General features: G+C 64.7%; 13 protein-coding genes and 2 tRNA genes. 5 read left to right on the top strand and 10 right to left on the bottom strand.

What is annotated here, in order from left to right; genetic code table 11:
* Window positions 1–7 precede the first annotated feature (7 nt).
* From VVT58_RS05845 to VVT58_RS05835, 3 genes are read right to left on the bottom strand one after another with little or no spacing between them, the layout of a single operon-like run.
* The gene (locus VVT58_RS05845; RefSeq protein WP_327752172.1) at window positions 8–868 is read right to left on the bottom strand and encodes a hypothetical protein; all 861 of its coding nucleotides are present in this window, start codon (window positions 866–868) and stop codon (window positions 8–10) included.
* On the bottom strand, window positions 865–2175 hold the full coding sequence (locus tag VVT58_RS05840; protein ID WP_327752173.1) for a replication-associated recombination protein A: 1311 nt from the start codon (window positions 2173–2175) through the stop codon (window positions 865–867). Before VVT58_RS05840 ends, VVT58_RS05845 begins: the two co-directional genes overlap by 4 nt.
* A gap of 45 nt (window positions 2176–2220) precedes the next feature.
* A complete protein-coding gene (locus VVT58_RS05835; protein WP_066556280.1) occupies window positions 2221–3399 on the bottom strand; it encodes a glycosyltransferase family 1 protein in 1179 nt (392 codons plus the stop codon).
* Between the two features lie 123 nt (window positions 3400–3522).
* Between VVT58_RS05835 and VVT58_RS05830 the strand changes: the two genes are divergently transcribed.
* Window positions 3523–3741 carry a DUF2945 domain-containing protein gene (locus tag VVT58_RS05830; RefSeq protein WP_066556281.1) on the top strand — a complete coding sequence of 73 codons (219 nt, stop codon included), beginning with the start codon at window positions 3523–3525 and terminating at the stop codon, window positions 3739–3741.
* A 57-nt stretch (window positions 3742–3798) separates the two neighbouring features.
* Window positions 3799–4449 carry an MOSC domain-containing protein gene (locus VVT58_RS05825; RefSeq protein ID WP_327752174.1) on the top strand — a complete coding sequence of 217 codons (651 nt, stop codon included), beginning with the start codon at window positions 3799–3801 and terminating at the stop codon, window positions 4447–4449.
* Between the two features lie 188 nt (window positions 4450–4637).
* Here VVT58_RS05825 and purU read toward each other — a convergent pair whose 3' ends face one another.
* The 3 genes from purU to VVT58_RS05810 all read right to left on the bottom strand — a co-directional run bounded on the left by purU (window position 4638) and on the right by VVT58_RS05810 (window position 7680).
* Window positions 4638–5510 (bottom strand): formyltetrahydrofolate deformylase, encoded by an 873-nt coding sequence (gene purU, locus VVT58_RS05820; RefSeq protein WP_327752175.1) that lies wholly within the window; start codon window positions 5508–5510, stop codon window positions 4638–4640.
* Window positions 5511–5563: 53 nt separating this feature from the next.
* Entirely contained in the window at window positions 5564–6592 is a 1029-nt protein-coding gene (locus tag VVT58_RS05815; protein WP_327752176.1) for a DUF1338 domain-containing protein, read from the bottom strand.
* 65 nt (window positions 6593–6657) lie between these two features.
* The gene (locus tag VVT58_RS05810; protein ID WP_327752177.1) at window positions 6658–7680 is read right to left on the bottom strand and encodes an SPOR domain-containing protein; all 1023 of its coding nucleotides are present in this window, start codon (window positions 7678–7680) and stop codon (window positions 6658–6660) included.
* Between the two features lie 167 nt (window positions 7681–7847).
* Here VVT58_RS05810 and VVT58_RS05805 point away from each other — a divergent pair, with 167 nt between their 5' ends.
* From VVT58_RS05805 to VVT58_RS05795, 3 genes are read left to right on the top strand one after another with little or no spacing between them, the layout of a single operon-like run.
* Complete coding sequence (locus tag VVT58_RS05805) at window positions 7848–8567, top strand: ParA family protein (protein ID WP_066556294.1); 720 nt, start codon at window positions 7848–7850, stop codon at window positions 8565–8567.
* A 15-nt stretch (window positions 8568–8582) separates the two neighbouring features.
* Window positions 8583–9119, top strand: a complete 537-nt coding sequence (locus VVT58_RS05800; protein WP_327752178.1) for a hypothetical protein — start codon at window positions 8583–8585, stop codon at window positions 9117–9119.
* A 15-nt stretch (window positions 9120–9134) separates the two neighbouring features.
* On the top strand, window positions 9135–10454 hold the full coding sequence (locus tag VVT58_RS05795) for an SPOR domain-containing protein (RefSeq protein ID WP_327752179.1): 1320 nt from the start codon (window positions 9135–9137) through the stop codon (window positions 10452–10454).
* Between the two features lie 209 nt (window positions 10455–10663).
* Here the strand turns inward: VVT58_RS05795 and VVT58_RS05790 are convergent.
* From VVT58_RS05790 to moaA, 4 genes are all read right to left on the bottom strand, one after another.
* Window positions 10664–10738, bottom strand: a tRNA-Asn gene (locus VVT58_RS05790).
* Window positions 10739–10932: 194 nt separating this feature from the next.
* Window positions 10933–11007: transfer RNA gene (locus tag VVT58_RS05785), tRNA-Asn, on the bottom strand.
* Between the two features lie 78 nt (window positions 11008–11085).
* Window positions 11086–11862 (bottom strand): NAD kinase, encoded by a 777-nt coding sequence (locus tag VVT58_RS05780; RefSeq protein ID WP_066557182.1) that lies wholly within the window; start codon window positions 11860–11862, stop codon window positions 11086–11088.
* Complete coding sequence (gene moaA / locus VVT58_RS05775) at window positions 11859–12869, bottom strand: GTP 3',8-cyclase MoaA (protein WP_327752181.1); 1011 nt, start codon at window positions 12867–12869, stop codon at window positions 11859–11861. The genes VVT58_RS05780 and moaA overlap by 4 nt, the downstream gene beginning before the upstream one ends.
* Window positions 12870–12931: the final 62 nt, after the last annotated feature.

Below are 12931 nucleotides of genomic sequence, written 5' to 3'. Positions count from 1 at the left end.
CTTACTATCAGATGATGCCGAACGTCCAGCCCTCTGTTGCGGCGATTTTTTCATTGAGGGGCGCGGGTGTCCACAGGCCCGGGCGGGGCGCCGCGCGGCGGAGCCAGGCGGCGGTGAGGATCGCGTCGGCGCCGTGATCGTCCGGGGGCGGGCCTTCATGCCGCTGCGATTCGACGGCGAGCAGCGCGTCGTTCAGCGCGGCGAGGCTTCGCATCTTGGCCTTGCCCTTGGGACGCCCGGCGGCGCGGGCGGCTATGCTGGTGTAGATTTCGATGACCAGCGAGCCGGTTTGAGGCGGCGGGTCGAATGGCCAGACCGGGACGTGGGCGTGGACATGGTGGAGCAAGCGCATGCCCGCAAAGCTCGCCTTGGCGACCTGCGCCGCGCCGATGGCGTCGTAGACCGTGGAGGGCTTGCCGCCGCCCTGCGTGTTGTAATGGGCTTCGCAGGCGCGGTTGTGCATATAGTCGGCCTTGATGCCGTCGGCCTTGCCGAAATAGAAATGGCGGCGGTGGGTGCGTTCGAGCAGACTGGCGGCGCCCAGATCCTCATCATCGCAGACACCTTCGACATAGGCCCAGAAGGCGGGGCCGGTGATGGGGACTGGATCGCCGGGAAGATAGCTTTGGCGGGCGACATAGGGCGGCGCGAAGCTGAAATCGAAACCGAAGAGGGTTGGCGCTTCGCTGGCCGTTTGGATGAGCCATTTCGCCACGGCCTGACGCGACCAGAAGCCGCCGCCTTCGGGATGCTGGAGCAGGGGAACCCCGCCACCGGCTTCGCAAAGGGCGATGGCTATGCCTTTGTGGCGGGCGCCTTTGGCTCCGGACCAGTCGATGGCGGCATAGCGGGCAAAGCTGGGCGTCATTGCTGACGGCGTACGGCTCTCAGGCGATCCCAATAGGCCAAACGCTCGGCAATGCGCGCTTCGAATCCGCGTTCGGTGGGGGCGTAGAAGCTTTGGGGTTGCATCTCTTCCGGCCAATAATTATCGCCGGAAAAGCCGTCCGCCGCGTCATGGTCATAGTGATAGCCCTGCCCATAGCCGATGGTCTTCATGAGCTTGGTCGGTGCGTTCAGGATATTTTGCGGCGGCATCAGCGAGCCGGTTTCGCGGGCGGACTTCCAGGCGGACTTCATGGCGCTGTAAGCGGCGTTGGATTTGGGTGCGGTGGCGCAATAGAGGCAGGCCTGGACGATGGCGAGTTCGCCTTCGGGGGAACCGAGGAATTCGTATGTGTCCTTGGCGGCGAGGCATTGGACCACGGCTTGGGGGTCGGCAAGGCCGATATCCTCCACGGCGAAGCGGACAAGACGGCGCAGGACATAGAGCGGTTCCTCGCCTGCGGTCAGCATGCGGGCGAGATAATAGAGCGCAGCCTGCGGGTCTGAGCCGCGCAGGCTTTTGTGCAGCGCGGAGATCAAATTGTAATGGCCCTCGCGGTCCTTGTCATAGACCGCGACGCGGCGATGGAGCAGGGCGGAAAGCCCCGCCGGATCGAGCGGCTCCGGTATGTCGATGGAATAAAGGGTTTCGACCTGATTGAGCAGGAAGCGCCCGTCGCCGTCGGCGCTGGCGAGCAGTGCGTCCCGGGCGGCTGGGGCGAGCGGGAGCGGGCGGCTGGTCAAGGCCTCGGCGCGGTCGAGCAATTGTTCCAGAGCGCTGGCATCCAACCGGCGCAGGATCAGCACTTGCGCGCGGGAAAGAAGCGCGGCGTTGAGTTCGAAACTGGGGTTCTCCGTGGTCGCGCCGACCAGGGTGACGGTGCCGTCCTCCACGAAGGGGAGAAAGCCGTCCTGCTGCGCCCGGTTGAAGCGGTGGATTTCGTCCACGAAGAGCAAGGTCTTTTCGCCGCGCCGGGCATATTCCTTCGCTGCGGCGAAGACCTTCTTGAGATCCGCAACGCCGGAAAAGACGGCGGAGATCGGCTCGAAGCGCATGCCGACCGCGTCCGCGAGCAGGCGGGAGATGGTGGTCTTGCCCGTGCCCGGCGGTCCCCACAGGATGATCGAGGAAAGGCGGCCAGCAGCAACCATGCGGCCGATCGCGCCCTCAGGGCCGGTCAGATGATCCTGCCCCACCACATCGGTCAGAGTGCGGGGCCGCAGCTTGTCCGCCAGCGGGGCATCCGCAGGGGTGGTGGGCAGGTCGTCGGGAGCGAAAAGGTCAGCCATCGCCCTCGATATAGGAAGGCTTTGGCTTTCAGGAAATGAGTTTGGTCAGGGAACCGGACTCGACCGCACCAATGCGCCATGTTCGCGCTGGCGGATGACGCGGACATAGGTGTCGACCAGCGCCTGGTTCACCTGATCCCAGCCATAGCGTTCCGCTTCGGCCATGGCGGCCGCGCCAGCGGCGGAGCGAATGGCGGGATCGGTGCAATAGGCGGTCAGCGCATCGGCAAAGGCGGTGATCGCGCCGGGGCGGATCAGCCGGCCGGTGACGCCTTCGGTGACCAGGCTCTCGCTGCCGGTGGCGCGGGCGGCGACGGTGGGCAGGCCGCAGGCCATCGCCTCCAGCGTCACGTTGCCGAAGGTCTCAGTGACGCTGGGGTTGAACAACATGTCCATGCTGGCGACTGCGCGGCCAAGGTCCGGACCTTTCTGAAAGCCGGTGAAGACGGCGTCGGGCAGGCGGTTCGCGAACCATTCGCGGGCCGGGCCTTCCCCGACGACCAGCACCTTATGGCGCACATTCTTCGCCGCCAGATGGTCGATCGTGTCGGAAAAGACGTCGAGACCTTTTTCCATCACCAGCCTGCCGATGAAGCCGATCACGGGTTCGTCGCCCGCTATGCCAAGCGACTGGCGCCAGGCGGTGTCGCGGCGGCCGGGGTTGAAGATTTCCCGGTCGATGCCGCGGGTCCAGATGCCGACATCATAGCTCATCCGCTGTTCGCGCAGCAGTTGCGCCATCGATTCGGACGGTGCGACGATGGCGTCGCAGCGCCGATAGAAGCGGCGCAGGATCGATTCGATCAGCGGCTCCAGAAAGGCGAGGCCATAATAGCGCGGATAGGTTTCGAAGCGGGTATGGACCGATGCGACGGCGGGCAGGCCGCGCGCGCGCGCCCAACTGATTGCGCGGTGACCGAGCGGGTCGGGACTGGAGACATGCACCAGATTGGGGGCGAAGCGCTTGAGATCGCGGCGGACGGCGCCCGAAAGACGATAGGGAATCCGATATTCGCTGCGCCCCGGCACCGGTACGGAAGGCGTGCTGACCAGGTCGCCCGCAGGGTCGAAGGCCGGAGTATCGGTCGTGGGCGAATAGACGCGCACCGCCGCCCCCTGCCGCAGCAAATAGCCTACGAAACGGTTGAGCGCCTGGTTCGCGCCGTCTCGCACATAATTATAATTGCCGCTGAAAAGCGCGACGCGAAGCCCCTTAACATCCATCCGCCGCCCTTAACGCAGACAATCGCAAAACCCAAGGGAACCACGACGCCATTCGGGATTTTTGCATGCCGGCAGCAGTGATGGCCGGCCGGCGCGGTTATTCCCTATAGGAGAGAACGCTTGATGACCGAAAGCTTTCGCAAAGGAGCGAGGGTCAAGTGGAATTGGGGGCAGGGCGTCGGCCGCGGGAGAATATCCGAGCGGTTTGAGCGGCATGTCGAACGCAAGATCGAAGGCGCCGTCATCCGCCGCAACGGGTCCAGCCGCAACCCGGCCTATCTGGTGACGACCGACAGCGGCAGCGAAGTGCTGAAACTGGGGTCGGAGCTTTCCCCGGCCTGAGGCCTTTTCCTGTCGACCGGCCTTTCCCCGCCGACGGCTTCCGTGCCAAGAAAAGCCATGACCGCGCTTTCCATGACCATCGACGCGCTGCTGACCGGCAAGCCCGTTCCTTTCCGGGATGGCGAATATAGCGCCATCGCGAAGACGCCGGTGACAGGCGCCGTGCGGATCGGCTGGATCGGCCTTGAGGGCGACGGGGTAGCCGATACGCTGCATCATGGCGGATGGGACAAGGCGATCCATCTCTATCCGCAGGACCATTATGGCTGGTGGCGCGACCTGAAGCCGGGACATCCTCTGCTCGACCGGCCAGGCGCCTTTGGCGAGAATATCGCATCGCGTGGGATGACCGAGGCGGAAATCTGCCTGGGCGATCGCTTCACCCTGGGCAGCGCCGTGGTGGAGGTGAGCCATGGGCGGCAACCCTGCTGGAAGCTCGACCACCGTTTCGGTGCGCGGGACGTGATGGCGACCATCGTGAAGACGGCGCGTTGCGGCATCTACTTTCGGGTCATCCGGGAGGGACAGGCAGAAGCGGGGACGCCGATGGAATTGCTGGAGCGGCCTTTGCCGGACTGGCCGATTGCGCGGGTGTTCCGGTTGTTGATCGGCGCCGGACACAAGGCCGAGCCGGACGCGGTGCGGGCGCTGGCCGACATGCCGGTGCTGGCCGAAGCCTGGCGCGAACGGGCGCGGAAATTGGCGTGATAGCTAGGGCGTGAGGAAATAGCGCGGCAGGTTTTGGCCAATTGCGGACATTACAGGTTGTCATCCCAGCGAAGGCTGGGATCTCGTGAGGCTTGGTCGTGCCCTATCGCCTGAGATCCCAGCTTCCGCTGGGATGACGGGAATAATGTCACCACCCATCACAACCGCACCCTCCGGCTCGCTCGTTCCTACCGGAATACCACCGTCTTCCCGCCATTCTGAAGCACCCGCCGGTCCGCCAGCCAGCTTACTGCGCGGGCCAGCACCTGCGCTTCGATGTCCCGCCCGATCCGGATCATATCCTCCGCCGTTGCGCGATGATCGACCCGCTCCACCGCCTGCTCGATGATCGGCCCTTCATCCAGATCGGCGGTCACGAAATGCGCCGTCGCGCCGATCAGCTTGACACCCCGCTCATGCGCCCGGTGATAGGGGCGAGCGCCCTTGAAGCCGGGCAGGAAGCTGTGGTGAATATTCACGCAGCGTCCCGCAAGCGCCTCAACCAGACCTTCCGACAGCACCTGCATATAGCGCGCCAGGATCAGATATTCCGACTGCGTCCGCTCGAAAATGCCGAGAAGCGCTTTCTCCTGTGCCGCCTTGTCGCCATTGGGCGGCAGCTCATGATAGGGGATGCCATGCCATTCGGTGATCCGGCGCATGTCGGGATGGTTGGACACCACGCCCATGATGTCGACCGCCAGCGTTCCGGTCTGCCAGCGATGCAGCAGGTCCGCCAGGCAGTGCGACCCCTTGGACACGGCGATCAGCATGCGCGGCTTTTCCTCCGCCGCCGTCAACCGCCAGTCCATCGCGAAGCGCGTGCCGACATTGGCGAACTCCTGGCGCAGCCGCCCTGTGTCGCCCATGCGCTCGTCGGTCGCCTCGAACGCGACGCGCATGAAGAAGCGGCCCGCTTCCCGGTCGGCATATTGCTGGCTGTCGGTGATGAAGCCGCCGCGCTCCGCCAGAAACTGGCTCACCGCAGCGACAATGCCCACCCGATCGGCACAGGCCAGAGTCAGCACCCAGGATGGAACAACCGGATCAGTCACGCACATCTCCCCGCAAACAGGGAAACGCGTTGCCCCAAGCCCGCGCGCCGATCAACCCGTTACGCGCTTCCTTCGCCCTGGGCGCTGGTCATCGCGAAAATGCCCGTCGCATTGCCGGTGTCGAAGGCAAGGTCCAATCCACCCGTCTCAGGATCGATGTCCCGGCTGATGAATTCATAGAAAGACCCTGGCACCCGGCGCAATTCATCCCCGGCAAAGAGCCGCTCCACGGTATCTGCGCGAAGGGCCGTCTGCCGCACCCGCCCAGTGCGGGAAATCTCCAGCCGATCCTTGATCGGCCAGTCCTCCACCTTCAGTCGCTCCGCCAGCGCGGCCACATCCGCCACCCGGTCCGTCGCATGGTTGAAGGCATTGCCCTCGGTTGCGATCCAGCCCGCCTCATGAGACCGGGATAGCAGCAACTCATAATCCTCTATGCTCGCTGGTTCATGCTGCCGGTCGAAGGCCGCGACGATCACTGGCAACGCTGCCGCAGCTTCTGCGAGGGAAACGGGACGACCGTCCGCATATCTCTCCAACACCGCCTTGGCTTCCGCAGTCAACGGATCGCGCGAGGTGCCGAACACCCGCGCCGCAACCTCGGCAAATTCCGGGTCAAAGCGGTCGACATGCAGTTCGGACAGGAAGAATTGCGGAATGGCTTCGGGCAGATCGGCATGGCGATAGGCACGCCCGGTCATCCGCAGCCGGTCCAGCGGATAGACCGCCGCCATCTCATAGCCCAGCGGCGCCAATATGCGGGTAAAGGCCTCTTCGCCCGGCGGCAATTCGCCGGTCGGGCCTTGGGCCAGCCGCACCGTGCGCAACGCGCCATGATCGAACACCACCTTGCCGCCTCGCGCCAGCCGGTCTTCGACATAGGCCGCGCCGCTCGGCACCCGCTCCAGCAAGTCGTGAAACAGGGCGATGTTCATTGCCATGGCGAAGGCGGCGCGGGATATGGCAGGACCGCGCTCAGCCATTAGTGTGGGATCGATATCGAGCGCCGCCAGCACCGCATGCGCTGCCTCCGGGCCCAATATCCCCTCCACCAGCGCGTTGATCACCGATTGATTTTCGACCGACATGGGACGCTCCGTGCTGAAGTCCCATTATCGCACGCTTGAAATTAAATTCCAAGCTTTGGTAAGATTTACATCTTCTTGGGCATGCACTCCGCGCCCGCAGCCTTGATCGCGCCGCATAGCTTGGCGGCGTCCGCATTGCTCGCAAGGGGGCCGGCCTGCAACCGCGTCACCCCGCCGCTCGTCACTATATAGGGTTGATAGCTCGACAAGCCGCTGACCTTGGCGCTGAGCTGGCTCCAAAGCGCGCGCGCGCGCGTTTCCGCACTGAATGCGCCGATCTGCACACGCCATCCGCCGCTGCTTGCCTTGGGCAAGGCAGGCTTGGGAGCGGTCGGCTTGACTGCTGCCACCTTCGCGGGCGCGGGCGCGGGTGTGGGCGCGACTTCAGGAGCCTTGGGTTTGGGCGGAGTGGAGGGCGGCAATTGCGTCGTCCGGATCGGCTTGGGCGCTTCACGCGAGACGGGCGCGGACTGGCGAGGTTCATCCGCCGTCAGCGCCGTCTTTTCCTGCCGACCGATGGATCGCGCCATGGCGATGCCATCATTGCGCTGATCCTGCGGAATATATTTGTCCATCTGGCGAAGGCTCGCCGTCGCCTGCGCCAGCCCGGATTCGGATGCCCGCGTCATCAGCGCATAGGCCCGCACCCAGTTCTTCGCCGTCAGGTCGCCGTTGAACAGGGCCGTGCCGACGATATATTGGGCGCGCGGCTCGCCCCGGTCTGCGGCACGCTGCAAATAGGGGAGGGCGCCCGCCCGGTCGCCCTGCTGGAACATCAGCAGCCCCAAATTGTCCTCGGCGCGGCTATGACCCTGTTTCGCCGCCTTGCGATACCAATCGATCGCGGCGGCCGGATCGGCCTTAACGCCCCGGCCCAGCTTATAGGCCTGCCCCATGTTGAACTGCGCATCGGGATCGCCGGCCTGCGCGAGGGGCTGCCAGACGGCGACGGCCTTGGCATAGTCGCCCTGCTGCCAGGCATCGACGCCCGCCTTCACATCGGCCAGCGCCGCCCCGGCCAAGCCCAGTTGCGCCAGGCTCAACATCGTTCCAGCGGCCAGCACGCCCCAGATACGCCTCATGCTCATGCTCCCAATGGGTTCTTGCGCGATCCTATGCCGCAGCAAGGTTAATAGCGACTTAGCATTAAGAACATCGCCTTTTTACCGTCCGTCAGGCTTCCACGCGGATTAACCAATTCTTAGGCGGGCCTGTGGCACTCCTTGCCTCAATTGGATTTTCTGGGGGAAGTTGCGTGCGCATATTGGCATTGGCATCGCAAAAAGGGGGATCGGGCAAGACCACCCTGTCGGGGCATCTGGCCGTTCAGGCCCAGATGGCGGGCGCAGGTCCGGTCGTGCTGATCGACATCGACCCGCAGGGATCGCTGGCCGACTGGTGGAACGAGCGCGAGGCCGAATATCCCGCCTTCGCCCAGACGACCGTCGCCCGCCTGGCTGCCGACCTTGAAATTCTTCGCCAGCAGGGTTTCAAGCTGGCCGTCATCGACACTCCTCCCGCGATCACCATGGCGATCCAGAGCGTCATCTCGGTGGCCGAGCTGATCGTCGTCCCGACCCGTCCCAGCCCGCACGACCTGCGCGCCGTGGGCGCCACGGTCGACCTGTGCGAGCGTGCGGGCAAGCCGCTGATCTTCGTGGTCAACGGCGCGACGCCCAAGGCGCGGATCACCTCCGAAGCCGCCGTCGCCCTGTCGCAACATGGCACGGTCGCCCCGATCACGCTGCACCATCGCACCGATTTCGCCGCCTCGATGATCGACGGCCGCACAGTGATGGAGGTCGACCCCAAGGGCCGTTCCGCCGGAGAGGTCACCCAGCTTTGGACCTATATCTCGGACCGGCTCGAAAAGAATTTCCGCCGCACCGTCTTTTCCGTCCCGCACAATGCGGTCGGCGCGGCAGGCACGGTCCGTCCGGCAAGCGGTGGCTTCGGCCGCCGGGTCTCGCAGTAAGGGGAGGGGAATATCATGGTCGAACCGAAACCTCTCGCCTCGCTGACTTCCGGTCTGCTGGCCCGCAAGGGCGCTGCTTCTCCCGCCATGCGCCGTCCGGTATTCGGCCTGACTGCTGGAGCCACTGCGCTCCAGGAGGATCTGGGCTGGAACGACATGGGCTTTGACGTGACGCAGCCCGAACCTGCGCCGACCGAATCCCGCTCCGTGGCCGGTCTGACGCCGATGACCGCCGTTCCGGTCATGGCTCCAGTGCCCGTCGTGGTGACCGAGCGCGAGGAACTGGCCGAGCGCATTGCCGAGGCCAGTGTCCCGGCCAAGGTCGAAAAGCCGAAAAGGAAGGCCCATGCTGCCGTCGTGGCGAAGGGCCGCAAGGCCGCCTTCACCCTGCGGCTCGACGCCGACCGCCATCTGAAGCTGCGGCTTGCCAGCGCAATCGTCGGCCGTTCGGCGCAGCAGATGGTGACCGAAGCGCTCGACTCGTTCCTCAGCAGCTTGCCGGATGTCGACCGGCTGGCCCAGCAACTGCCGCGCGCTCGCGGCAACAATTAAGGGTTGGGAAAAGCCATGAAGCGCAAGGCCTTCGCCAAAGCAGCGGTCGCGTCGATGCTTATCGGCACGACCATGGTGGGATGCACCGGCGCGGCCTTCCGCCCCGCCGCGATCGCTCCGCAAAATGATCCCGATCGTCTCGCCGCCAATGTCGAAAAGGCGCTGGCCGACCGCGATGGCGCCCGCGCGGTCGAACTGGCCGAAGCCGCCGTACAGGCCGCGCCGCAGGACGTCCGCTATCGCCAGTTGCTCGGCCGCGCCTATGTGGCGGACGGTCGCTTCGCTTCGGCCGAAACCGCGCTGTCGGACGCGATGACGCTGGGCAATCGCGATGCGCGCACCATCATCACCCTGGCGCTGGTCGAAGTTGCGCTAGGCAAGGATCGCGCCGCCCGCGACCTGCTCGCCAACCATGCCGACATCGTGCCTGCCGCCGACTATGGCCTCGCCATGGCGATGGCGGGCGACGCGCCGGAAGGCGTGCGCATCCTCTCCGAAGTGATCCACGACCCGTCGGCCACTGCGCGCACCCGTCAGAATCTGGCCTATGCCTATGCATTGGCTGGCCGGTGGAAGGATGCGCGCATGATGGCGGGCTTCGACCTTGATCCGCTCGCCGCTAATCAGCGCATCACCCAATGGGCGCAGAATGCAGCGCCTGGCCTTTCGCAGCAGCGGGTAGCCGCTCTGATGGGCGTGACGATCAACGGCGCCGATGCAGGTCAGCCGGTCGCCCTGGCCCTGGCACCTGCGACCACGCCAGCGCAGATGGCGGAGGCCGTTCCCGTGGAGCAGGCCGTTTCCGCCGCGCAAACCGTCGAAACCGCACCCGTTGAGATCGCCGCTGCCGATCCCGCGCCGCAACCGGCCGTTGCAGAAGCGGTTGCGCCGATGATCCAGGCCATCGCGACCCCTGTCCGTGTTGCTGCGCCGCATCAGGCCTCGTCTGTTCGTGCCGCTCAGCCTGCGCGCGCCCCGCAATCCGCGCGCATCCAGCAACTCGCTTTCCGCCCTAGCGGCAAGGGCGGCAGCAACTGGGTGGTTCAGCTTGGCGCCTATGACAATGCGGCCATCGCGAAGGAAAAATGGTATGCCATGGCCCGCCGCAATGGCGCTTTGGCGAGCCTGCCTGTCCTCACCAGCCAAGTCACGGTGAACGGCGCGACCTTGGCTCGTCTAGCCGTCGGCGGCTTTGACGATCGGGCTGAGGCGATGGCGCTTTGCCACGCGGTCAAGGCCCGTCGCGGCCAATGTTTCGTGCGGGAAAATGTGGCCGACGCCACGCCGCAACGCTGGGCTCTGGCGACACGGGGCCGGCAATACGCCTCCCGCTGAAACGGGCTTAAAGACTGCATATCTTGCGGGCGGCACCCCTGGTGTCCGCCCGCAACTATTTTGCGGGTACATCCTTGGGCATTCCGGATACCGAACCAGATCCCTGCGCAGGCAGGATGGCAGTTCCACCGTCGGAACCGCGTTAAGGTAAATCGCTGGTCGCGCATCGGCGCTGAGCGTCAGGAAAAACTTGTCTGGCCCGGTCAAATTGGCTCCCCGAGTAGGATTCGAACCTACGGCCATTCGATTAACAGTCGAATGCTCTACCGCTGAGCTATCGGGGAGCAACCTGGCTTTCGCCGGGCAGGCCGCGCCTATAGCAGCGGCTTTTGCGGAATGGCAAGGGTCTGGAAACCCTCCCGCCTCAAAAAATGGATAAACCGCCCCGACTGCACGAAGCATGGGGCGCGATCCAATCAAAAGCGCCGATCTATTTGATTATGGAAGGTTTTTCCGGCCTCAGCCGCCGGATGAAAATTGGCTCCCCGAGTAGGATTCGAACCTACGGCCATTCGATTAACAGTCGAATGCTCTACCGCTGAGCTATCGGGGAGCAACCCGGCTTTCGCCGGGCAGGCCGCGCCTATAGCAGCGGCTTTCCGACAATGGCAAGCGCCAAATTGCGGAATTTTTACGCGATGAACTGTTCCGCCGCGATCCGGTCGTCCAGCGTATGTTCCGGGTCGAACAGCAGCGTCAGCGGCGTCGCGCGATCGATCTTCACCTCTACCTGCGCGATGTCGCGCACTTCGCGCTGATCGGCCACGGCGCTGACCGGGCGCTTCACCGGATCGAGCACGGTGAACTGGATCGCGGTATTTTCCGGCAGAATGGCTCCGCGCCAGCGCCGGGGACGGAAAGGGCTGATCGGCGTCAGCGCCACCAGCGCCGATCCCAAAGGCAGGATGGGTCCATGGGCCGAGAGATTATAGGCCGTCGATCCCGCAGGCGTGGCCACCAGCACGCCGTCGCAAACCAGTTCGGGCAAGACGGTGCGGTCGTTGACCTTCACCTCCAGCTTGGCGGTCTGGCGCGTTTCACGCAGCAGCGAGACTTCATTGATGGCGGGGATCGAGAATCGCTCTCCATCCACAGTATCGACGGTCATGCGCAACGGATTGACCTTGAACAGCTTGGCCGCCTCGATCCGCTGTTCCAGCCGTTCCAGCCGCCATTCGTTCATCAGGAAGCCGACCGTGCCGAGGTTCATGCCGAACACCGGCAAAATCCGCCGCCCCTCCAGCATGGCGTGCAGCGTCTGGAGCATGAAGCCGTCGCCGCCCAGCGCGATGATCATGTCCGCCTGATCGACGGGCACGAAATCATAGGCGGCGCGCAGCCTTTCCTCCGCCGCCTTGGCTGCCGGACTGGGGGAGGCGACCAAGGCGCGCCGAACGTCTTCGGTCATCCGCCGGTCACGCTCATATGCCGCCTGACCGCCGCCTCAGTTCCTGCGCCGATGCGGAAATCATGGGCCGCGGGTTTCAGCCGCAGCGCGCGATCGATCAACGGTTCCACCGCATCCAGCCCACCTTCGCGGAAGGCGGTTTTCAGGTCGACATGATCTTCATGACCCAGGCACATGAAGATCTTGCCCTCACAGGTCATGCGCATGCGGTTGCAATCGGCGCAGAAATTATTGGTGAGCGGCGTGATCAGCCCCAAGCGGACACCAAGACCCTCGACCGCATGATAGCGTGCGGGTCCGCCGGTGCGATGCGCGATCGGCGTCAGTGCATGATGCTGCCCGATCGAATCGGCCACCTGCGTCAACGGCAGATAATGGTCGGTCCGATCTTCCCCGGTTTCGCCCAATGGCATCGTCTCGATCAGCGTCAGGTCGAAGCCTTGAGCATCGCACCAGTGCAGCATCGGCAGGATTTCATCCTCATTGATGCCCTTGAGCGCCACCATATTGATCTTCACTGCCAGCCTGGCGGCCCGCGCCGCCTCCAGCCCTTCGAACACCGGCCGGATGTCGCCATTGCGCGTCACATGGGCGAAGCGATCCGGATCGCGGCTGTCCAGGCTGACGTTGATCCGCCGCACGCCTGCATCGGCCAGCGCCTGTGCATGCTGCGCCAGCCTTGTGCCGTTGGTGGTGAGCGTCAGCTCATCCAGCCCTTCGCCCAGATGCCGCCCGATGCGACGGACGAGGTCGATAATGTCCCGCCGCACCAGCGGCTCGCCGCCGGTCAGCCTGATCCTGCGCACGCCCCGCGCGATGAAGATGTCGGCCAGCAGCGCGATCTCCTCCAGCGTCAGCACTTGGTCCTTGGGCAGGAAAGTCATCCGCTCCGCCATGCAATAGCGGCAGCGCAGGTCGCAGCGGTCCGTCACCGAAATCCGCAAATAGCTGATCCGGCGGCCGAGTGCATCGGTCAGCGCCGTACGCCCAAGATCGACCTTCTCCATATTTCCTAGCTAGGCGATGGACCTGCGCCGTGCAAGCGTCCCCGGTTGCGACAACGTAAACA

Source organism: Sphingobium sp. SJ10-10, assembly GCF_036038995.2.
Classification (GTDB): Bacteria; Pseudomonadota; Alphaproteobacteria; order Sphingomonadales; family Sphingomonadaceae; genus Sphingobium.
This window is presented reverse-complemented; position numbering and strand designations above follow the sequence as displayed.